8 protein-coding genes are annotated in these 26,260 nt (G+C 36.9%); 3 read left to right on the top strand and 5 right to left on the bottom strand.

The window, feature by feature from the left end:
* Positions 1–1,010 precede the first annotated feature (1,010 nt).
* The 3 genes from AC3VJB_RS14495 to AC3VJB_RS14485 are packed head-to-tail and all read left to right on the top strand — an operon-like array spanning position 1,011 to position 16,719.
* Positions 1,011–13,862, top strand: coding sequence for a DUF8696 domain-containing protein (locus tag AC3VJB_RS14495; protein ID WP_497667286.1), 12,852 nt, complete (start codon positions 1,011–1,013; stop codon positions 13,860–13,862).
* A 10-nt stretch (positions 13,863–13,872) separates the two neighbouring features.
* Complete coding sequence (locus AC3VJB_RS14490) at positions 13,873–14,793, top strand: PorP/SprF family type IX secretion system membrane protein (protein WP_073182617.1); 921 nt, start codon at positions 13,873–13,875, stop codon at positions 14,791–14,793.
* A 12-nt stretch (positions 14,794–14,805) separates the two neighbouring features.
* Complete coding sequence (locus AC3VJB_RS14485; RefSeq protein WP_253678959.1) at positions 14,806–16,719, top strand: OmpA family protein; 1,914 nt, start codon at positions 14,806–14,808, stop codon at positions 16,717–16,719.
* 259 nt (positions 16,720–16,978) lie between these two features.
* On the opposite strand, the gene AC3VJB_RS14480 is transcribed toward AC3VJB_RS14485, so the two are convergent.
* The 5 genes from AC3VJB_RS14480 to AC3VJB_RS14460 all read right to left on the bottom strand — a co-directional run bounded on the left by AC3VJB_RS14480 (position 16,979) and on the right by AC3VJB_RS14460 (position 26,252).
* Positions 16,979–19,792, bottom strand: coding sequence for a M16 family metallopeptidase (locus AC3VJB_RS14480; protein ID WP_497667285.1), 2,814 nt, complete (start codon positions 19,790–19,792; stop codon positions 16,979–16,981).
* Between the two features lie 27 nt (positions 19,793–19,819).
* A complete protein-coding gene (locus AC3VJB_RS14475) occupies positions 19,820–19,984 on the bottom strand; it encodes a PLDc N-terminal domain-containing protein (RefSeq protein ID WP_083574794.1) in 165 nt (54 codons plus the stop codon).
* A 139-nt stretch (positions 19,985–20,123) separates the two neighbouring features.
* The gene (locus tag AC3VJB_RS14470) at positions 20,124–21,476 is read right to left on the bottom strand and encodes a RagB/SusD family nutrient uptake outer membrane protein (RefSeq protein WP_159489059.1); all 1,353 of its coding nucleotides are present in this window, start codon (positions 21,474–21,476) and stop codon (positions 20,124–20,126) included.
* Between the two features lie 12 nt (positions 21,477–21,488).
* Positions 21,489–24,899 (bottom strand): SusC/RagA family TonB-linked outer membrane protein, encoded by a 3,411-nt coding sequence (locus AC3VJB_RS14465; protein WP_497667284.1) that lies wholly within the window; start codon positions 24,897–24,899, stop codon positions 21,489–21,491.
* A gap of 195 nt (positions 24,900–25,094) precedes the next feature.
* Positions 25,095–26,252, bottom strand: a complete 1,158-nt coding sequence (locus AC3VJB_RS14460) for a FecR family protein (protein ID WP_497667283.1) — start codon at positions 26,250–26,252, stop codon at positions 25,095–25,097.
* Between the last annotated feature and the right edge of the window lie 8 nt (positions 26,253–26,260).

Here is a 26,260-nt window from a genome sequence, read left to right as displayed (position 1 = left end):
TATTTTTTACAACTAAAAACAATCAGTTAAGCTTCCCATACAACTAACTCTTGTTAGTGTTAAATTCGTTTTTGGAGATAATTGATTGGTAACTATCCTTAGTGTTGTTCCTACAAAAAATATAGGAATAGCCTTCAATCACTAAAAAGCTAAGTCATGGGTAAAAACTCAAAATACTATCCAATAAGTACCTCCCAATTCTAAAAAAAATGACCAACTGAATAGAATAGCTTAAACTAAAATATTTAGATACATAACTAATTCTTATCTTCTTTTTAATTTTACCGAGCCTCATTTATTTTGCGCGTTAACATTATTATAATATGACTCCTACAACAATTTTCTTAAAAATAGTTTTACGATTTAAGAACATCTCTTATTTCATAATAATGAAAAAAATAATTAAAAGTCTATCCTCACCTTTCCCACTCCTTTAATTAACAAACCACTATTCTATGCAAAAAATATTTAAACATAAAAAAATGTTAAATTATTTTTTATATATTTATACTGGTATTTTAAAAAATTTCTATTCTCTTAATTGTCTATTAAATAAAATAAAAGATGACATAACAGTATCATAATATATAAACAAAATCAAGTCTCCCAACATGAAACACATTTATTATCAAATTTTTAGCATTATAAGATTTATCTTAAATCCTATAATTCTTCTTCTTTGGAAAATTCAACTACCTACCTTTAGAAAAGAGAAAACTATTAGGCTTTCAAAAAAGAAAAAAACATATTTACTAAATCTTCTCAATTCTTTCAATGAAGTTTGTGAGATTGATTCTAAATATCCTCATACAATTTTCACATAATTATGAGCCACAATTAACTAAGTATAAAAAACAACTAACTATTTAGTTAGTTTTTATATTCTATTTACACATAGATTACATTATCAATATAGTTAATAAAGTTTACTATGTTATTTAATTCATATATTAAGTAACATGTAATTACAATCCTGCATAACCCTCCACTTTAAACAAAAAAAGCTTTATATGAAAAATAAACACCCTCACTATAGTGTATATAAAAGCATATTATATATAATTTTCTTAACATTTACTATTAGCCTTAGTTCGCAAGTAATCATAAAAGAAGAATTAAAAAGAAGTAATCTCAACAAAACCTTATCCTATAAACCACCTCAAGACACAAAATTATCCTCATCAAACAATCTAGCTAACCCTATAAGTAGTTCTTTTTTAACAAAAAAAATAACTAATAGTAATTTAAATCAAAGATCCTTTTCATCTACTTTTAGTATGATGATGATGGCTACACCAACTTTAGATTTAAACTCTATAACACCAGGAAATAATTATGATTTCCAACTACAGCCAACAACATCAAACATTTTCCCTGTAACTGTAGATCCAAAAGTAACAACAGATACAGGTGTTTTAAGTGCAACAATAAGTTTTTCTGGAATTGTTGATACTCCTTTTGGTGAATTGTTAGCTATTAATAATGGCGGTGGTTTTGATTTATTATGGTTACAATTACCGGTATCTGGTCCATTTACCTATACTATAGGGAGTTCAACAATACAAATTACACAACTAACAAACACAACATTTAATATTGTAGAAACCTCTGGAAATCCTATCTCTAATTCTGAGTTTGAAACGTTTTTATCCACCTTGTTTTATGGAGACTTGCAAAGCCCATATACAGATGGGGTACGCACAATGGATGTTACCATTTTTGATACAAATGGAGATTCTACCACAGCACAAACCATTATAAGAATCTACACTACTCCCCCAACAGTTGTAGATGAAGCTGATAGTATTCTTGCTAATTCTACTGGAACTATTACAGGTAATGTTCTTACTAATGATTCTGGCTCTACCGCCATATCGGTAACAGAAGTAGATGTCTATCCTTCAGCTGTTAACAACACTTATACTACTTTATATGGAGACATTACAATACAAGCAAATGGTACTTATACTTATGATGTAGATGAAACAAATGCTTCTGTTACAGGTTTAAGAAACGGAGAGAGTTTAGATGATATTATTTCTTATACTGTAGCTGATGCCATTGGTATAAAAGATTATGGTATATTAACCATAACAATTAACGGAGTAGATGAAGCCCCTGACGCAATAGATAACACAGATTCTTTAACTGCTTTTATCGATGCAAGTGCCACAGGTAATGTAATAACCGATCCTGGAACTGGGGGCTCTGATACCGTAGATCGAGGCTTATCTACTTTAGTTTGGGAAAGCAATTTTACAAATGGAGAAACAGTAAATGGAAAAACAAAAACTATTGGTGGCGTGGGGCTTTCTTTTACTACTTTAGACCCTGGAGGATTTGGTACATCCTTTAACCAAACAGTAGATTATACTACCAACGGAGGTCATACAGGTTATTTAATATATAATATAGACGGAACAACTAACCCAACTGATGACACTGTTTTAGTTATAGATTTTGATCAACCTGTTTTTAATTTAGGTTTCTTACTAACAGATATTGATTTTTCACAAGGAAGTTCTTGGCAAGATCAAATAAAAATTGAAGGTAATTTAGATGGTATAAATTCAACTTATAAATTTGTTACAACAGGTGGAGTAATTAACTCAGGAAGTAATACTTTTTATGGAATAGGTAGCGCAATACCTAGTGATGCTACAGGAAATATCAATGTTTTTTTTGAACAGCCAATTAATCAATTAAGATTAAGCTATAATTATGGACCTAATGTTACAGATCCTGACCCTCTTGGACAAATTGCTGGTGTTTCAGATATTTACTGGCAAGGTTCTGGCTCTGTTACCACCATAAGACTTGGTACTACATTAGGTAACCTAAATGCCGGAAATTTAAATATTTTATACCCTGGAACTTACGGGTCAATAATAATGAATCCAGATGGAAGTTATGAATATATTGTTGATACATCAAACCCAGCAGTAGCAGGCTTACTCGTAGGTCAAACATTAACAGATACATTTTTTTATGAAATTTCCGACGGAGTGTCTTCAGATACAGCTAATTTAGTAATTACTATTAATGGATCAGGGACAGACCCTGATGGTGATGGAATAGCCGATAGGCTAGATTTAGATGATGATAATGATGGAATATTAGACACAGAAGAATCATTAGCTTGCGCAGGAACCCCATTAGATTTAACAGGAATTGGAACTACCTTAACCTCTGGAAGTTATTTTGATCAAGATACAGAAAAAATAATAGATGTAACAATTACTACAACAGGTACAGTAGACGAAGGTAATGCTAATGGAGATATCTTAATCACTCAAGGAGGAACAGCAACTTTTACTTTTTCATCCCCAGTAACAGTTTCTCTAAAACATGAAATTGGTATAACTGGAAATTTTGATACAGGGGATACTTGGGAATTAACTTCAACAGGAGAATTTACTGTAGCCGACCCAAATGGTGATTTAATGATTAATTCTAACTCTGGTGGCATTTTGAACTTTGATGCCTTAGGTGCTATTTCAGCATCTGAAGCTTGGGAAATTAAAACAACCACAACATCGCTAAAACTTGATCTAAAATCTGGAAATACAAAATCTCCTATCAACTTAGCTCTAATATGTGGCGGTTTTTTAGATTCCGACAATGATGGAATTCCGAATCATTTAGATTTAGATAGTGATAATGATGGGTGCTTTGATGCAGTAGAAGCAAGTGAAAATGTTTCTTCTGGTCAGTTAGACGGAAATGGAAGAATAGATATAGCAGCTCAAGGAAGTATCGATAGCAATGGAGTTCCTAACCTTGTAAATGCTTCTGGAGCATCAGATATAGGAGGTGATCAAGGACAAGAGACCACAGGTAATGAAATTGTTGCTACTCAAATACAAATGGACACACAACCAAGTGATAGTACTATATGTTTAGGGAGCAATGTTACTTTTACAGCCGCAGCAAGCTCTTTAAGTACAACTACTTATACAGGAACCGCCCCAGGAACAAATCCGGATTACAGTGGTAGTACAAGTACTACAACTGGATTGGTATATCAATGGCTAGAGCAAGTAGGAGGTGTCGGAGCTTGGAATAGTATATCTAATGGAGGAATATATAGCAATGCAACTACCCCTGCATTAACCTTAACCAATCCACCAATAACAGCTTCCAATAATAAATATAGGTTGATAGTAACAAGTACACTTAACACCTGTCAGACTTTAGCTTCAGATGAAGCATCCCTTACAATTATCCCTACTTCGGTGGGAGGAAGCATTGCGGGAAGTACCAATGTGTGTACCGGAACCAATTCAACAACACTGACCCTAAGTGGACAAACAGGAAATATCATCCGTTGGGAAAGTTCTACCGATAACTTTACCACTGATACCGATATTGCCAATACCACTACGACCTTAACTGCAACCAACCTTACCACCACCACGCAATACCGTGCAATCGTACAAAGTGGTGCCTGTACTGAAGCAACTTCTGCTACAGCAACCATTACTGTAGATCCGACTTCGGTGGGAGGAAGCATTGCGGGAAGTACCAATGTGTGTACCGGAACCAATTCAACAACACTGACCCTAAGTGGACAAACAGGAAATATCATCCGTTGGGAAAGTTCTACCGATAACTTTACCACTGATACCGATATTGCCAATACCACCACGACCTTAACAGCAACCAACCTTACCACCACCACGCAATACCGTGCAATCGTACAAAGTGGTGCCTGTGCAGAAGCAACTTCTGCTACAGCAACCATTACTGTAGATCCGACTTCGGTGGGAGGAAGCATTGCGGGAAGTACCAATGTGTGTACCGGAACCAATTCAACAACACTGACCCTAAGTGGACAAACAGGAAATATCATCCGTTGGGAAAGTTCTACCGATAACTTTACCACTGATACCGATATTGCCAATACCACCACGACCTTAACAGCAACCAACCTTACCACCACCACGCAATACCGTGCAATCGTACAAAGTGGTGCCTGTACTGAAGCAACTTCTGCTACAGCAACCATTACTGTAGATCCTACTTCGGTGGGAGGAAGCATTGCGGGAAGTACCAATGTGTGTACCGGAACCAATTCAACAACACTGACCCTAAGTGGACAAACAGGAAATATCATCCGTTGGGAAAGTTCTACCGATAACTTTACCACTGATACCGATATTACCAATACCACCACGACTTTAACAGCAACCAACCTTACCACCACCACGCAATACCGTGCTATCGTACAAAGTGGGGCGTGTGCTGAAGCAACTTCTGCTACAGCAACCATTACTGTAGATCCGACTTCGGTGGGAGGAAGCATTGCGGGAAGTACCAATGTGTGTACCGGAACCAATTCAACAACATTGACCCTAAGTGGACAGACAGGAAATATCATCCGTTGGGAAAGTTCTACCGATAACTTTACCACTGATACCGATATTGCCAATACCACCACGACCTTAACAGCAACCAACCTTACCACCACCACGCAATACCGTGCTATCGTACAAAGTGGGGCGTGTGCTGAAGCAACTTCTGCTACAGCAACCATTACTGTAGATCCGACTTCGGTGGGAGGAAGCATTGCGGGAAGTACCAATGTGTGTACCGGAACCAATTCAACAACACTGACCCTAAGTGGACAAACAGGAAATATCATCCGTTGGGAAAGTTCTACCGATAACTTTACCACTGATACCGATATTGCCAATACCACCACGACCTTAACAGCAACCAACCTTACCACCACCACGCAATACCGTGCAATCGTACAAAGTGGTGCCTGTACTGAAGCAACTTCTGCTACAGCAACCATTACTGTAGATCCGACTTCGGTGGGAGGAAGCATTGCGGGAAGTACCAATGTGTGTACCGGAACCAATTCAACAACACTGACCCTAAGTGGACAAACAGGAAATATCATCCGTTGGGAAAGTTCTACCGATAACTTTACCACTGATACCGATATTGCCAATACCACTACGACCTTAACAGCAACCAACCTTACCACCACCACGCAATACCGTGCAATCGTACAAAGTGGTGCCTGTACTGAAGCAACTTCTGCTACAGCAACCATTACTGTAGATCCGACTTCGGTGGGAGGAAGCATTGCGGGAAGTACCAATGTGTGTACCGGAACCAATTCAACAACACTGACCCTAAGTGGACAAACAGGAAATATCATCCGTTGGGAAAGTTCTACCGATAACTTTACCACTGATACCGATATTGCCAATACCACTACGACCTTAACTGCAACCAACCTTACCACCACCACGCAATACCGTGCAATCGTACAAAGTGGTGCCTGTACTGAAGCAACTTCTGCTACAGCAACCATTACTGTAGATCCTACTTCGGTGGGAGGAAGCATTGCGGGAAGTACCAATGTGTGTACCGGAACCAATTCAACAACATTGACCCTAAGTGGACAAACAGGAAATATCATCCGTTGGGAAAGTTCTACCGATAACTTTACCACTGATACCGATATTGCCAATACCACCACGACCTTAACTGCAACCAACCTTACCACCACCACGCAATACCGTGCAATCGTACAAAGTGGTGCCTGTACTGAAGCAACTTCTGCTACAGCAACCATTACTGTAGATCCTACTTCGGTGGGAGGAAGCATTGCGGGAAGTACCAATGTGTGTACCGGAACCAATTCAACAACACTGACCCTAAGTGGACAAACAGGAAATATCATCCGTTGGGAAAGTTCTACCGATAACTTTACCACTGATACCGATATTGCCAATACCACCACGACCTTAACAGCAACCAACCTTACCACCACCACGCAATACCGTGCAATCGTACAAAGTGGTGCCTGTGCAGAAGCAACTTCTGCTACAGCAACCATTACTGTAGATCCGACTTCGGTGGGAGGAAGCATTGCGGGAAGTACCAATGTGTGTACCGGAACCAATTCAACAACATTGACCCTAAGTGGACAGACAGGAAATATCATCCGTTGGGAAAGTTCTACCGATAACTTTACCACTGATACCGATATTGCCAATACCACCACGACTTTAACAGCAACCAACCTTACCACCACCACGCAATACCGTGCAATCGTACAAAGTGGTGCCTGTACAGAAGCAACTTCTGCTACAGCAACCATTACTGTAGATCCGACTTCGGTGGGAGGAAGCATTGCGGGAAGTACCAATGTGTGTACCGGAACCAATTCAACAACACTGACCCTAAGTGGACAGACAGGAAATATCATCCGTTGGGAAAGTTCTACCGATAACTTTACCACTGATACCGATATTGCCAATACCACCACGACTTTAACAGCAACCAACCTTACCACCACCACGCAATACCGTGCTATCGTACAAAGTGGTGCCTGTACTGAAGCTACTTCTGCTACAGCAACCATTACTGTAGATCCTACTTCGGTAGGAGGAAGCATTGCGGGAAGTACCAATGTGTGTACCGGAACCAATTCAACAACACTGACCCTAAGTGGACAGACAGGAAATATCATCCGTTGGGAAAGTTCTACCGATAACTTTACCACTGATACCGATATCGCAAATACCACCACGACCTTAACAGCAACCAACCTTACCACCACCACGCAATACCGTGCAATCGTACAAAGTGGTGCCTGTGCAGAAGCAACTTCTGCTACAGCAACCATCACTGTAGATCCGACTTCGGTGGGAGGAAGCATTGCGGGAAGTACCAATGTGTGTACCGGAACCAATTCAACAACACTGACCCTAAGTGGACAGACAGGAAATATCATCCGTTGGGAAAGTTCTACCGATAACTTTACCACTGATACCGATATCGCAAATACCACCACGACTTTAACAGCAACCAACCTTACCACCACCACGCAATACCGTGCAATCGTACAAAGTGGTGCCTGTACAGAAGCAACTTCTGCTACAGCAACCATTACTGTAGATCCGACTTCGGTGGGAGGAAGCATTGCGGGAAGTACCAATGTGTGTACCGGAACCAATTCAACAACATTGACCCTAAGTGGACAGACAGGAAATATCATCCGTTGGGAAAGTTCTACCGATAACTTTACCACTGATACCGATATCGCAAATACCACTACGACCTTAACAGCAACCAACCTTACCACCACCACGCAATACCGTGCTATCGTACAAAGTGGTGCCTGTGCAGAAGCGACTTCTGCTACAGCAACCATTACTGTAGATCCTACTTCGGTGGGAGGAAGCATTGCGGGAAGTACCAATGTGTGTACCGGAACCAATTCAACAACATTGACCCTAAGTGGACAAACAGGAAATATCATCCGTTGGGAAAGTTCTACCGATAACTTTACCACTGATACCGATATTGCCAATACCACCACGACCTTAACAGCAACCAACCTTACCACCACCACGCAATACCGTGCTATCGTACAAAGTGGTGCCTGTACTGAAGCTACTTCTGCTACAGCAACCATTACTGTAGATCCGACTTCGGTAGGAGGAAGCATTGCGGGAAGTACCAATGTGTGTACCGGAACCAATTCAACAACACTGACCCTAAGTGGACAGACAGGAAATATCATCCGTTGGGAAAGTTCTACCGATAACTTTACCACTGATACCGATATCGCCAATACCACTACGACCTTAACAGCAACCAACCTTACCACCACCACGCAATACCGTGCAATCGTACAAAGTGGTGCCTGTGCAGAAGCAACTTCTGCTACAGCAACCATCACTGTAGATCCGACTTCGGTGGGAGGAAGCATTGCGGGAAGTACCAATGTGTGTACCGGAACCAATTCAACAACATTGACCCTAAGTGGACAGACAGGAAATATCATCCGTTGGGAAAGTTCTACCGATAACTTTACCACTGATACCGATATCGCAAATACCACTACGACCTTAACAGCAACCAACCTTACCACCACCACGCAATACCGTGCTATCGTACAAAGTGGTGCCTGTGCAGAAGCGACTTCTGCTACAGCAACCATTACTGTAGATCCTACTTCGGTGGGAGGAAGCATTGCGGGAAGTACCAATGTGTGTACCGGAACCAATTCAACAACATTGACCCTAAGTGGACAAACAGGAAATATCATCCGTTGGGAAAGTTCTACCGATAACTTTACCACTGATACCGATATTGCCAATACCACCACGACCTTAACAGCAACCAACCTTACCACCACCACGCAATACCGTGCTATCGTACAAAGTGGTGCCTGTACTGAAGCTACTTCTGCTACAGCAACCATTACTGTAGATCCGACTTCGGTAGGAGGAAGCATTGCGGGAAGTACCAATGTGTGTACCGGAACCAATTCAACAACACTGACCCTAAGTGGACAGACAGGAAATATCATCCGTTGGGAAAGTTCTACCGATAACTTTACCACTGATACCGATATCGCCAATACCACTACGACCTTAACAGCAACCAACCTTACCACCACCACGCAATACCGTGCAATCGTACAAAGTGGTGCCTGTGCAGAAGCAACTTCTGCTACAGCAACCATCACTGTAGATCCGACTTCGGTGGGAGGAAGCATTGCGGGAAGTACCAATGTGTGTACCGGAACCAATTCAACAACATTGACCCTAAGTGGACAGACAGGAAATATCATCCGTTGGGAAAGTTCTACCGATAACTTTACCACTGATACCGATATTGCCAATACCACCACGACTTTAACAGCAACCAACCTTACCACCACCACGCAATACCGTGCAATCGTACAAAGTGGTGCCTGTACAGAAGCAACTTCTGCTACAGCAACCATTACTGTAGATCCGACTTCGGTGGGAGGAAGCATTGCGGGAAGTACCAATGTGTGTACCGGAACCAATTCAACAACACTGACCCTAAGTGGACAGACAGGAAATATCATCCGTTGGGAAAGTTCTACCGATAACTTTACCACTGATACCGATATTGCCAATACCACCACGACCTTAACAGCAACCAACCTTACCACCACCACGCAATACCGTGCAATCGTACAAAGTGGTGCCTGTGCAGAAGCGACTTCTGCTACAGCAACCATTACTGTAGATCCGACTTCGGTGGGAGGAAGCATTACGGGAAGTACCAATGTGTGTACCGGAACCAATTCAACAACACTGACCCTAAGTGGACAAACAGGAAATATCATCCGTTGGGAAAGTTCTACCGATAACTTTACAACTGATACCGATATTGCCAATACCACCACGACCTTAACAGCAACCAACCTTACCACCACCACGCAATACCGTGCTATCGTACAAAGTGGTGCCTGTACTGAAGCAACTTCTGCTACAGCAACCATTACTGTAGGAGGAGTAGTTAACTTAACTATAAATGATATTACGGCAGACAACATTGTGAATGCCTCAGAAGCAGGAAGCACTATTCCAGTAACCGGAACCGTAGGCGGTGACTTCAATACAGGAGATACGGTAACTTTAACAGTCAACGGAAACACCTATACAGGTACAGTAGATGGTAGTGGAAACTACAGCATCAATGTACCAGGGTCAGACTTAGCCGCTGACACAGACACGACAGTAGAGGCTAGTTTCCTGTCATATGCAACTTGTTCCACCAACACGAATCATGTTTATAATGTAGACACGACCGCTCCAGTTCCTACCATAAGTGTAGACAACATCACGGCAGACAACATTGTCAATGCAACAGAAGCAGGAACAACCATTGCAGTCACCGGAACAGTAGGCGGAGATTTCAATACCGGCGACACGGTAACCTTAGTAATCAATGGAAACAACTATACCGGTACCGTAGATGCCAGTGGAAACTACAGCATCAATGTACCAGGGTCAGACTTAGCTGCTGACACAGATACGACTGTAGAAGCAAGTGTAGCGACAACAGACGGATCGGGGAATGCAGGAAGTGCAAACACGAATCATGTTTATAATGTAGACACGACCGCTCCAGTTCCTACCATAAGTGTAGACAACATCACGGCAGACAACATTGTCAATGCAACAGAAGCAGGAACAACCATTGCAGTCACCGGAACAGTAGGCGGAGATTTCAATACCGGCGACACGGTAACCTTAGTAATCAATGGAAACAACTATACCGGTACCGTAGATGCCAGTGGAAACTACAGCATCAATGTACCAGGGTCAGACTTAGCAGCTGACACAGACACGACAGTAGAAGCAAGTGTAGCGACAACAGACGGATCGGGGAATGCAGGAAGTGCAAACACGAATCATGTTTATAATGTAGACACGACCGCTCCAGTTCCTACCATAAGTGTAGACAACATCACGGCAGACAACATTGTCAATGCAACAGAAGCAGGAACAACCATTGCAGTCACCGGAACAGTAGGCGGAGATTTCAATACCGGCGACACGGTAACCTTAGTAATCAATGGAAACAACTACACTGGTACCGTAGATGCCAGTGGAAACTACAGCATCAATGTACCAGGGTCAGACTTAGCAGCTGACACAGACACGACAGTAGAAGCAAGTGTAGCGACAACAGACGGATCGGGGAATGCAGGAAGTGCAAACACGAATCATGTTTATAATGTAGACACGACCGCTCCAGTTCCTACCATAAGTGTAGACAACATCACGGCAGACAACATTGTCAATGCAACAGAAGCAGGAACAACCATTGCAGTCACCGGAACAGTAGGCGGAGATTTCAATACCGGCGACACGGTAACCTTAGTAATCAATGGAAACAACTATACCGGTACCGTAGATGCCAGTGGAAACTACAGCATCAATGTACCAGGGTCAGACTTAGCAGCTGACACAGACACGACAGTAGAAGCAAGTGTAGCGACAACAGACGGATCGGGGAATGCAGGAAGTGCAAACACGAATCATGTTTATAATGTAGACACGACCGCTCCAGTTCCTACCATAAGTGTAGACAACATCACGGCAGACAACATTGTCAATGCAACAGAAGCAGGAACAACCATTGCAGTCACCGGAACAGTAGGCGGAGATTTCAATACCGGCGACACGGTAACCTTAGTAATCAATGGAAACAACTACACTGGTACCGTAGATGCCAGTGGAAACTACAGCATCAATGTACCAGGGTCAGACTTAGCAGCTGATACAGATACGACTGTAGAAGCAAGTGTTACTACTACTGATACTGCTGGAAATACTACTTCAGCCACTGATACTCACCTGTATAATGTAGATACCACAGCTCCTACCCTTTCTATTGTTATTGATGACATCACTCCAGACAATATCATTGACGCAGTAGAAGCTGGAACTGACATCCCTGTGACTGGAACTGTAACTGGTGACTTTAATACGGGTGATACTGTAACCTTAATAATCAATGGGAATACCTATACAGGAACGGTAGACGCCAGTGGAAACTATAGTATAAATGTACCAGGATCAGACTTAGCAGCTGATACAGATACGACTGTAGAAGCAAGTGTTACTACTACTGATACTGCTGGAAACACTACTTCAGCCACTGATACTCACCTGTATAATGTAGATACCACAGCTCCTACCCTTTCTATTGTTATTGATGACATCACTCCAGACAATATCATTGACGCAGTAGAAGCTGGAACTGACATCCCTGTGACTGGAACTGTAACTGGTGACTTTAATACGGGTGATACTGTAACCTTAATAATCAATGGGAATACCTATACAGGAACGGTAGACGCCAGTGGAAACTATAGTATAAATGTACCAGGATCAGACTTAGCAGCTGATACAGATACGACTGTAGAAGCAAGTGTTACTACTACTGATACTGCTGGAAATACTGCTTCTGCTACTGATACTCACCTGTATAATGTAGATACCACAGCTCCTACCCTTTCTATTGTTATTGATGACATCACTCCAGACAATATCATTGACGCAGTAGAAGCTGGAACTGACATCCCTGTGACTGGAACTGTAACTGGTGACTTTAATACGGGTGATACTGTAACCTTAATAATCAATGGTAATACCTACACCAGTACCGTAGACGCTAGTGGAAACTATAGTATCAATATTCCAGGATCAGACTTAGCAGCTGATACAGATACGACTGTAGAAGCAAGTGTTACTACTACTGATACTGCTGGAAATACTGCTTCTGCTACAGATACTCATTCATACAGTTTACTAGACTCTGATAATGATGAAATTCCTGATATTACCGATATTGATGATGACAATGATGGAATTTTAGATGCCGATGAAGGAGATGGCAACATAGATACTGATGAAGACGGGATACCTGATAGTCTTGATACTGATAGTGATAATGATGGAGTTCCAGATGTTATTGAAGGAAATGATGATAATAGTGATGGGATACCTGATAGCCTTCCTTCTGGAAATGACTCAGATGGAGATGGTTTGGATGATACTTATGACACAGATAACGGAGGTACCCCTGTAGACATTCCTGATAATGATGGAGATGGTGTTCCAGATTTTCAAGATATTGATGATGACAACGATGGTATTAATACTTCAGATGAAAATCCTGGCGACTCTGACCCAACAACCAACGATGCTCTTGATACCGATGATAATGGTATTCCTGACTATCTGGACCCTAACACAAAACCATGTGGTACTCCCTATAACATCATGACTCCTGGTAGTGATGGTGATAATGATATTTTCTTCATCTCTTGTATAGACAGACCTGAATATAGTAATAATACTGTTGAGATTTTTAACAGATGGGGTAACACTGTATACAAAGCTTCTGGCTATAACAATAAAGACGTTGTTTTTAACGGAACTTCTAATGGAAGAACAACAATTAATGTTGATGAAAAATTACCTTCAGGCACCTATTTCTATGTTATCGATTTAGGTGATGGATCAAAACCAAAAGTAGGCTGGTTATACATTAATAGATAAAAAAAATAATATGAAATTAAAACACCTATACACATTAATATTCTTAATACAAATATTAATAAATGTAAATGCTCAACAAGACCCTCAATATACTCAATATATGTATAACACTATGAGTGTGAACCCTGCATATGCTGGATCAAGCGGACACACTATAATAAATGCTCTTGCAAGAACTCAATGGGTTGGTATTGAAGGTGCTCCTGACACTCAAACGCTAAGTTTCGATACTCCTCTAGGTTTTAGCGGCGTTGGGTTAGGTATTAACCTTACTAACGATAGAATAGGCCCCGCCAATGAGATTTTTCTGGATATCAATGCTTCTTATACAGTTCGTACCAGTGATGAGGGAAATTTAGCTTTTGGGTTGAAACTTGGAGCAAGACATTTAAATGTTGATTGGAACAAAGGTATTGTTAAGGATCGAGACGATAAAAGTCTAACTGGAAACATTAATAGATTTTTACCAACTATTGGAGCTGGTATTTATTACTATACTTCTAACTGGTATTTGGGAGCAGCTATTCCTAATTTTATTAACACAGATCATTATGATGACTCTAATAATGGAGGTGATGTCGCAAAAGAACGAATACACTTGTTTTTAATTGGTGGATATGTATTTGATTTAAACGAAAGTATTAAGTTTAAGCCCGCATTTTTAACAAAAGTTGTAAATGGTGCACCTTTATCCCTAGATGTATCAGCTAATTTCCTTTTCAATGAAAAATTTACAGCAGGTATAGCTTGGAGGTGGGATGATTCTATTAGTGCTTTGATAGGACTTCAAGCTTCTAGAAATTTACACATAGGGTTAGCCTACGACCTCACTACCTCTAATTACAGCAACTACAATTCTGGAACCTATGAATTAATGATTAAATGGGAAATATTCAAAGAGCTAGCAATGAAGTCTCCTAGATTCTTTTAAATTATAAATAAAATGAAAAAAGCAATACATTTTTTACTTATAATAGTATTTATACCAATAACCATTAACAGCCAACGAAAGTATGCTGCTAATAGATATTTTGAAGAGTTTTCTTATAAAAAATCTGCTGAATTATATCAATCCATATACAACAAAGGAGATAATTCTTATACTGTATTAAGTAGATTAGGAGATTCTTACTACTTTAATTTTAAATATGTTATGGCAGAAAAAAACTATCAAGAGTTAATGAAACTATACGAAAATTCCGCTAAACCTAAACATATATTTAGATATGCCCAAGTTTTAAAAACTAATGGTAAAATAAAAGAATCTGACAAGTGGCTATTAAAATTAAACAAAAACGATAGTCGTGTGAAGGCTTTAGAAGAAAACACTAATTATTTTGTTGAATACTCTAATCGAGAAAAGACATATATAAACATCCACAACCTATCTAGCAACACTTCTTATTCAGACTTTGGTGGATACATTTATGATAATCATTTATATTTTTCTTCTACCCAACCCAAAACAGAAAAAGGTAAAAAACTCTATCGATGGAATAAGCAACCATATTTAAACATTTATAAAGCAAAACAAAATAACGATTCTATTAAAGTTTTGGATGTGGGTAAACCTATCATTCTTGAAGAATTAAGCTCTAAATATCACGAATCAAATATTGTTGTTTCTAAAGATGGAAAAACAGCTTACTTCACCAGAGATAACTTTGATGGCAAGCGATTAATAGGAGATAAAAATAATATTTCTCACCTTAAAATTTATAAAGCTACTAAAAAAGGAAACTTTTGGGGAGATATAAAAGAACTACCTTTTAATAGTAATAGTTTTTCTTGCGGACATCCTGCCCTTAGTCCTGACGAAAAAACACTTTATTTTGTTTCTGATATGCCAAATGGCTACGGAGATACCGACATTTATAAAATAGCAATTTTAGAAAACGATATCTATGGAAAACCTGAAAATCTGGGCAAAACTATTAATACAGAAAGCAAAGAAATGTTTCCTTTTATAGGGAATGATAATGTTTTATATTTTTCTTCTGATGGACATATTGGCTTAGGAGGTTTAGATGTTTTTGAGGCAAAAATCACTAGTAACTCTTATACAAAACCAGTAAATTTAGGAAGTCCTGTTAATGGTCCTTTTGATGATTTTGCTTTCATTATTAACGACAAGCATACTCAAGGTTACTTTTCTTCCAACAGAAAAGAAGGTAAAGGAGATGATGATATTTATAGTTTTAAAATATACGATTGTAAAGAAAACATTAAAGGAGTTATTTCAGACTCAAAAACAGGAAACCCTATTCCCAATGCTACCGTTCAGCTTATAAACAAACAAGGAGAACCCATTTTTACTAAAACAACTAATAAAGATGGTAGTTATTTATTTGAAAAAATAGATTGTGAAAAGAATTTTGTAGTCGTTGCTTCAAAAAAAGATTATAGAAACTCTCAAAAAAACACAAAAACACTTAACATTAACAAAAGATTAATTACTGAGAACATCCAACTTGAATCTTTAATAAAAGATGATCAAATCATTATAAACCCTATTTACTTTGATTTTGATTTATATAATATTCGTGAAGACGCCGAATACGAGTTAGAACATATCGTTTCTGTCTTAAAAGACAACCCTGATATAAGTTTAAGAATTGAGTCTCATACCGATAGTAGAGGATCGCGAACATATAACAAATTATTATCAGACAAAAGAGCCAAATCTACAAGAGACTATATATTATCAAGAGGCATTTCTCCAAAAAGGATTAAAAGTGCTGTTGGTTACGGAGAAGAACAGTTATTAAACAAGTGCAATGATCTAAATCAAAAAAAGTGTACCGAACAAGAACATCAACAAAACAGAAGGTCTTATTTTTATATAGAAAAAAAATAATTCAGTAAATTATTCTAAAATAGCTTTGTGTCATCCTAACAAAACATGCTATTTATCTAGGGGTTAATTTAATTATTTAGCTATAATTAAAATATACTATATCAAATCAATAATTGAAAGCACTAAAAACCACATTAGAAGCTACAACTATTAGAGTTTCTTAAACAATTTGTACTTATAAAAAACAAAAAGGCTTGTGAACTTTTAAGCTTACAAGCCTTTTTTAATCTTAAAACTTTATATTTTAGAACAAAGTTTATTACTTTTTAGAACTTTCTGGTATTAAAATAAACTCTGCATAATTTTTCTTATTGAAATACCTGTTGGCTGCATCAAGAAACATTTTAGAGTCAATTTTATTAATATTTGTTTCGTAATCTAAAATAGATTCTTGTTTTAAGCCATACTCATGCATTTCTCTCAGTTTATATATCCAGTAACTATTTATCTCTAAGTATTCTTTTGTATTAGCTAGTTCTGCTTCTTTAATTTTATTGATATCTTCTTTAGTAGCTCCTTCAATCTTGATTTTTTCAATTTCTTCAAGAACCTTTGCAATTAACTTTTCAACGTTATCTGGATCACAAGTAAACCTTACATTCATTCTATACCAATCGTAGGGCTTATCTGAAGCAAATCCTGAAACCCTTACACCATAAACGCCAGCCATTTTTTCACGCAGTTCTTCGGTCAGTTTAATTTTTAAGAGTTTACCTAATAAGCTTATTTCCTTCTTTTTTTCTAAAGAAAAATTGAGGGGACCCGTAAAGCGCATATCTACCTGACTTTTATCGTCAACACCTTTTACAATTGTCTCTTTAATTACCCCTTCTGAATATCTTAATCCAATATCCTTCCAAGTAGTTTTTTTATTTAAATTTGATGGAAGACTTCCTAAGTATTGTGTTACATAAGTTCTTAGTTTTTCTAATTCAAAACTACCTACAAAAACAAAAGTAAATCCGTTGGCAGAAGCAAAACGTTCTTTATAAAAATTATAAGTATCATCAAGGTTTAATTCGTTTTCAATTTGCTTTTCGGTTAACGGAATGGCTCTAGGATGACTATTGGTCATAAACTCGCTAATCTTTTTTTCAAAAACATTTCCCGGACTTTTATCTTGGTTTTTGAATAAGTTTTTTAAATGTTCCTTATTTGCATTAAAAACAGCCTCATCTTTATTCGGCTTAGTAAAATGCAAATGGACCATCTGTAGCATTCTTTCTAAATCTTTAGAAGAGCTACTACCAGAGAACAAATCATCATAAAAATTAATACGCGGTGTTACCTTTAATGTTCTCCCCATGTTTAGCTTTTTCAAATCGATCTCAGAAATACCATTAACCCCACTAGAACCAATAATAACACCTGCGTTTCTAGCAGAAACATAAAGAGAATTCGGAGCTACCGAACTTCCTCCAGGTCTAAATCCATTCATGGAAATTAAATCGTTTTGAAACTTTGTCGGTTTCGCTATAACAGTAATACCATTTGCAAATTTCCAAGTAGTAACACCTACTTTATCATTATACACTTCGCTTACAACTCTTCCAGGTTTAGGTGTATTGGACATTAATTGAGTATCGAGCAGTTTATCTTTATAAGCTTCTACTCTCTTTTTCCTTACATTTTTAAGAGTTTTCTTAATCTTTTTTTCAGTTGGCAGTTTTAAACCTTCTTTTTCAACAGCATTTAAAACAACTGCCATATTATCTTTCCTTACCCATTGATTACTAACTTTATTAACCTCATTAACAGTAATGGTTGGAAATACTTCCTTATAAAATTGATACACAAAAGTATCACTTGGAATAGGCTTATTATCGGTAAAATTATCAATGTATTGCTCAGTATAATACTTTGTAGGTATTTTTCCTGTTTCTTTTTGACGCAAGTCTGCGTTATTCAATAAAAAGGCTTTGTATCGTTCTAGTTCAGACGTGGTAAAACCATGTTTTTTTGCGCGTTCGCTTTCTGTAAACAACGCTTCAATACCTTCTTCAATTCTTTCTTCTTTAAGCTTCGCTCTTAAAAAATAACTATCCATGTTACCTAAAAAGTTCCCTATACCAGCAGAAGTTCCTAGAAAAGGTGCATTAGGTTGTAAACTGATTTCATTTAACCTCTGACGCAACATCCCCGTATACAAACGTTTTAAAACCTCTTGTCGGTAATCCTTTAAGGTTTGTACTTCAGTTTCTTCTTTTTTAATATATATAGAAGCTTCTACACCTGTAGCCTCTTTATCTCTAACTACAGCAACTACGGGTGCTTTATTTTCTGGTATTTTATAGTATACTCTTTTTTTAGGTTTTTTTACAGGCTCCATACTACTAAACAGTTCTTTTACTTTTTCTTCAGTTTCAAGCACATCAAAATCACCAACCAATACCAGTGCCATTAAATCTGGACGGTACCAATCTCTATAAAAACGTTTCATGGCATCGTACTCGGAATTCATAATAACGTCCAACTTACCAATAGGCAATCGTTCTGCATATCTAGAATTATTAGTAATAAGTGGAATAGACTTGTAATACATACGTGCCCTTGCTCCATTTCTAGCTCTAAGTTCTTCTGCAATGATGCCTCTTTCGTTATCAATCTCTTCATCTTCAAAAGTAATACCGTCTGCCCAATCGCGTAACACCTTTAAACTGGTATTAAAGATTTCCTCATCTGTCGGCACTGATAGTTTATAAACGGTTTCATCAAAACCAGTGTGAGCATTCAAATCTGCCCCAAACTCAACACCCAAACTTTGTAAATAATCAATCAGTTTGTTCTTTTCAAAACTCTTGGTACCGTTAAATGCCATATGTTCTACGAAGTGAGCAAGCCCAAGCTGATCCTCGTCTTCTAAAATAGAACCCGCCTTTAGCACCAAACGCAATTCTGCCTTGTTTTTTGGTTTAGCATTATGCTTTATATAATAGGTTAAACCATTGTCTAACTTTCCTATTTTAATTGTCGGATCTATAGGAATCTCTTTGTTTAAATTTTTAATTTGTGCAACGCTGTTAAAACTGAAAAACAGTATGATTGCCGTAAATATTATCGTTATTTTTTTCATTTTTTATATTTATATTTATGTTTAGCTTTATTTCTTTGAAAAAGAATAGCTATCCTTATCTTGTATTTTAGTTCTGGTAATATTATTTTTTAGTTGAAAGTAAAACACATAACCTATTAAAGAAATCATGAGTATTATTATAAGCCAAGCAAGTTTGAAGCTTAGATTTCTATCCCTTGACTCATAAAAAATCTTTTAGAATTCAAATCTGGAGAGCTATTGAGATCTCTGTTAATATTTTGTATATCATACAAAATTTAAAATAGCGCCCTAAGCCTTAGGGGAAATCTTAAGGCACTACTAAAAAATAACTAACTCAATAATTCATTTTTTAAATACCTTCATAGCCAGGGTTCTGATCTGCAAGAGTAAGCGCCCCATTACCATTAATTTCTTCTTCAGGAATTGGTAAAATGTATTGGTTAGAACTTGTGATGGAAGCTTTTAAGGTCATTGCTTTATCAAAACGAATAGCAGCAAACCATTCAGCACCATTTTCAAAGGCAAGCTCTCTGGTTATTTCATTAAAAATATCATCTTTCAGCTCATCTAAAGTTGTAGCTGGTGTATCACCAATCCCCGCACGATTCCTTATTATATTTAATGGCGCACTTGCATCTTGTAATGTAGCTCCACTAAATGCTAACCCTTCAGCTTTTATTAAGTACATTTCAGCTAAACGTAAAAAGTAAGTTGGCCTAAAAACATCTGCATTATTAGTTTTTAAAACAGTGGTGCCATCGTAGGTAAATGGTTGTCTTGGATCTGTATCCATTAAAGTAGCAAACCATGTGTTGTTTGACGTTCTACCTGGGTAAAAGCGTTTTCGATTATTATCCTCTGTGTCTGAGTTTTCATCTCTATAAGTCATAAAAATCATTTCAGATGAATTTAAACCTTTACTAAAAACACTTTCAAAATCTGGCTCTAAACCAGTAGTACCATCATTAATAACCTCATCTGCTAAAGTAGCAGCTTCTAAATATTTTCCTTGATACAACAATACTTTTGCTTTTAAGGCTTTAGCTGCAGTTTTTGATGCGTAATAACTTACCGAATAGTTTGGTGCATCGGCAATTGCTGCATCTAAATCTGCTAAAATTTGAGTATAGCATTCAGCTACTGTACTTCTGGACTTATCTCTAGTAACAAAGTTAGATGGTTCTGTACGTAATATAATTCCTAAATTACTATTATCATCAAAAAATTGACCGAAATACCTTAAAGCATCAAAGGTTGTCATCGCTCTTAAAAAAAGAGCCTCTCCAATAATCTCTTCTCTAGATGTTTCTGAAATCAAGCCACCTGAAAGCTCTGTGGTTTGCAAAATAGTATTATTGGCTACATCCATAACCTTATAAAACATCATCCAAAAGTCTCTAATATAAATATTATCAAACTGTACATTATTGTTTGCAAATTCCCCATGAGCTGCCCCAAAACCAGATTGATTCATTGTACCTATCATAGCACTTGGTATGAGTTCTGAAAACATATAATATTTATCGTTAACTCTTGATGTGATTGTAGTGTAGGCTCCATTTAATAATGCTCTGGCATCTGCTTCACTTTTCACTACATTCTCTGCAACTAAATTATTTGGCGGATCATTTTCTAATACATCTACTAATTCACAAGAATACATTATAAATAATGTAACTATATAAGCTGTTATTTTTCTCATAATTATAATTCTTTAAAACCCTATTCTTACACCTGTAGTAAATACTTTTGCAATAGGAAAACGATTAATATCTCTTCCTGCACTAATATCATTATTATACAAATTAGAAGCCTCAGGATCTGCACCTGGATAACTTGTTACTGTAAATAAGTTTTGAGCTGTGATAAAAACAGAAATATGATCGAAAAACTTAAGTTGATTTAAGGTTTCTTTAGGAAACGTATAACTAAAGTTTAATGTTTTTAATCTTAAATATGAAGCGTCATAAACGTAGTGCGATGATGTTCTGTCATTATTGTTTGGGTCAAAATATACCAGCCTCGGAATGTTTGTATCTGTGTTATCTGGTGTCCATGCATTTAAAATACTGGTATCTTTATTCTCTCCTATAAAAGTACTTGCAAAATTTGTCCCTCTCGCTAAGCTAAATGCTTCTATATCGTTCCCTACAGAAAACGTAAATAATGTAGATAAAGAAAATCCTTTGTAATAAAATGTATTATTGAAACCTCCGAAGAAATTGGGTTGAGTATCTCCAATAACTTCCTGATCTAAAGTAGTAATTCTACCATCAGGAGTTCCATCAGGTCCTGTTAAATCCTTAAATCTTATATCTCCAGGTGATGTTTGACTATTTTGATAAGTCCCTGTTGGTGATGCCGCATTCAAATCATCAATAACCTGTTGATCTTGAAAAAGTCCTTCAGATACATAACCATAAATTAAACCAATTGGACTTCCCTCTTTTAGCCTTCCACCACCAGGAAAACCTGTTAAAAAACCATTTTCATCTTTAAAATCATCAGAAATTCTGGTTAGTTTATTTTCGTTTTTACTCACGTTTAAAGACAAATTCCAAGTAAAATCATCAGTTTTGAACACATCTCCTTTTAATTCTAATTCTACCCCTGTGTTTTTGGTATCTCCTAAATTACCAATAATAGTTCTGTACCCGGTACTTCCAGGTGTAATAGCTGTAAAAAGGGCGTCTTTTGTTTCTTTGGAATAATATCCTATTCCTCCATTTAGCCTCCCTTTAAAAAAAGAAAAGTCTAAACCAAAATCTAATTGTTCTGTTGTTTCCCATTTTAAGTTAGCATTACCTAATTGAGTAATTATTACCGAGGGATCTGACCCATAATTTTCAGCTTCAAAAAGTGTTCGCCATGCATAATCTCCAAAATCTTGCTGTCCTGTTGTTCCAAAACTTGCTCTTAACTTTAATTCATCAATAAATGAGGCATTACTTAAAAAGTCTTCATTTGAGATTCTCCAAGCAACGGCTGCTGCAGGGAAGAAAGCATATTGATTATCTGGTGCAAACTTTGATGACCCATCTATACGCCCAGATAAGGTTAGTAAATATTTATTATCAAAATCATAATTTACTCTTCCAAAATAAGAAGATAATCCAGAACCAGATTCATAAGAAGAGGCATCTGTAAAAACAGTAGCGTTTGAAATATTGGTTAAAACTTCATTGAAGAATCCTTCTCCCCAACCTTTTATGTTTGAACGTTTATTTTTTTCAAAAGACACTCCTAAAACTGCATTAATATTATGTTTTCCAAATAACCTATCATAAGTTAATGTTCCTTGCAACATAGTATTTACACTTCTACTCCTACTTTCTTGGGCATAGCCATTACCGTTACCTTGATTTCTATCCCAACCACCTATAAATGTAAAAAGCGGATAGAAGCTTTGTTGGTTGCCTGAATTGTAGTTTACCGAAAAAAAAGTCTTAAAATCTAACCCTTCAGTCAGCTCTAATTGAGTGTATAAAGAACCTAATAATAAGAATGTTTTATTATTATTAGTTACTTTAGAGCGTGCTACTGGATTCTCCATACTATATTGAGTTGAGAAAGAGTAGTTTCCTTCTTTATCAAATACAGGAAGATCTGGTCTAAAATCATAAGTAAGTTGAGTAAGCCCTCCATCTGCAGCATCTTGTTCTGTAGAAGACAGGTTTACTTTGGTTCCAAACTTCCATTTATCTGTAATTTTTGTATCTAAATTTAATGTAAAAGAGTACCTGTCAAAACCTGTATTTCTATAAACACCATCTTGTGTGTTAATTCCTAAAGATGTAGAATATCTTGTTTTTTCTGACCCACCAAGTACCCTTAGGTTGTAACTGGTAGAAACTGGTGCACCCGGACTTACTTCTTCTTCCCAATTAGTATCTGCATTGCCAAAATAAGAGCCATCTAAAACTGCACTAGTAAAAGCATCATTTCTTGTACCATTTTCAACAGCTGTTGTCCAAGCTCGTTTAAATTGAGCAGCATTTAAGACCTCTAAAGTCCTTGCACTTTGTGTAGTTACAGAAACATCAGCCTCAAACTTAGTTTTACCAAAATAAACACCCTGTTTTGTATTTATAATAATTACACCATTGGCTGCTCGTGAGCCATAAATAGCCGCAGCAGAAGCATCTTTTAAAACACTAATAGACTCTATATCTGATGCGTTAATATTACCAATAGGTGTACTGATACCCTCATTATCGAGCTCACTACCTAACCTATTTCCTTCTGATCCCCCTTTAGGTATATTACTACTCGGTACCACTGGAATACCGTCAATAACATACAATGGTTGATTAGACCCAAGTAACGACGTATTACCTCTAATTCTAATTCGAGTTGCCGCTCCAGGTTGCCCAGAAGAACTTGTTACGTGAACACCTGCAACCTGACCTTGTAGTGCATTGTCTAAATTAACTGTAGCTGCTTGATTGGTTATACTTTTAACATCAACAGTACCTACTGAACCTGTTAGGTTTTGGCGTTTAACTTTACCATATCCAACAATGACTGTTTCCTCAAGACTTTCAAGTGCTTCTTGTAATTGAATATTAATAACCTTTCTGTTACCAATTTCGACATCTTTAGTTTCATGACCTATAAACGAAACGGTTAATGTTTTTGCATCTTCTGCTAAAGCGATTCTGAAGTTACCATCAAAATCTGTACTAGCTCCTATGTCTGTCCCTTTTAATATAACAGTTGCCCCTATTAATGGCTCACCATAAGCATTGGTTATTTTTCCTGTTATGTATTCTTGAAATAACCTACTAACAGAATTTTTAAACTTTTCTATAAACAAAGAGCTTTTGTTCTTGGGAAACAAAATAATTTGTTTATCGGCTACTTTAAAATCAATCCTTTCTTTTTTAAATAGCTTTTTTAATACTTTAGAAAGCATTTCTTCGTTCGATGAAATACTTACAGTTTTATGTTTTTTGAACACATTATTTTCATAAAGAAATTTAAACCCTGTTTTCTGTTCAATTTCAGTTAAAACATCTTCAAGCTTCATTTTTTTACAATCTAAAGTAACTTTTACATTTTGAGAATATGTATTGGCATGAACCTGAAACAATGTTAAAAAAAACAAAATATATGTGAGCTTCATTTTTAAACTTAGTTTGGGGAGATATCGTATTTCACTTATCCCAATGATGATTTTTTTCATACTTTTGGTTTGATTTAATTGTGTTAGACATTTGAATCACTTTTTTAATCGGAGAATGTTGCAGCATTTTCCGGTTTTATTTTTTATACTGAGGTTTAATTTTTAGTTAGCTTTTTATCATATTATTTTCAGTTTTTATGGATTAATTATTATTTTATTTTCATCAAATTTATATGTGAATTTCCCAGAGTAACTTAAACTTTCCATAACCTGTTCAATATCTTCAACATCAAATTTTGCTGTAAAAAACCTGTTTTTCAAGGCGGTATTGTTATTTATGAATTCTACATTATACTGTCGCTCTAATTTTTTTAATATGGCACTAAACTCAACTTCATAAAGGATAAGCCTGCCACTAATCCAAGCTAAATGCGTTTCTACATCTGTCTCTGTAACTTGTATAGTTTTATTTATTTTATTCCAGGCGGCTTTATTACCTGGCTTTAGTAAAGTTGCACTTTCAGGTTTATAGGTTTCTCCTGTTTTATATGTACTTACTGAACCTTCAACCAATACTGTGTTTATATTATTATCTTCGGGGTAAGACGATATATTAAATTTAGTACCCAACACACGCACATCAATTTCATTAGCACTAACAATAAACGGATGCTTAGTATCTTTTGCCACTTTAAAAAAAGCTTCACCACTTAAAAATACATGTCTATTTTTTCCTTTTATAAAATTAACGGGATATTTCAACGATGATCCTGAGTTTAAACTTACTATTGTTCCGTCTGATAATTGCACTTCAAATCTTTTCCCATAAGGGACTGCTAGGGTATTATAAATCAATGTATCGTTTTCATCATTGCTATTATATGCTAGTTGTTTTCCTGATTGAACACCTATAACACGTCCATTAACCTCAACAACTTCAACTGCCTCATCATCATTTATAACTTTAATATTACCATCGTTTAGCTGAAGCGTTATGCTTTCTTCAGGAAGAATAAGTTTGTCATCACTTGTAAAATAACCCTGTATATAACCATATCCTATAGATAAAAATATGAGTATTAATGCAGCATATTTTAAAAGGTTCATTTTTATCTTAGCCAAACGATTTGCAGATTTTTCTATTTTAATAACCCGTAACAAATTTGCCTTAGTTTGGGCAGAATTATATTTTTTCATATTATAGTTAATAGCATAATTAGTTCTTACATAATCGTTAAACAATTTTATATTATCAGGATTATTAAGCCATAGTGAAAGAGTATCCAACTCGCTTGAGTTTGCTTGGTTGATAAGGTATTTTACTATTATTTTTTCGGTTTCTGGAGAAATCATTCAACTCT

The organism is Tenacibaculum sp. TB-53 (assembly GCF_059716285.2).
This window is presented reverse-complemented; position numbering and strand designations above follow the sequence as displayed.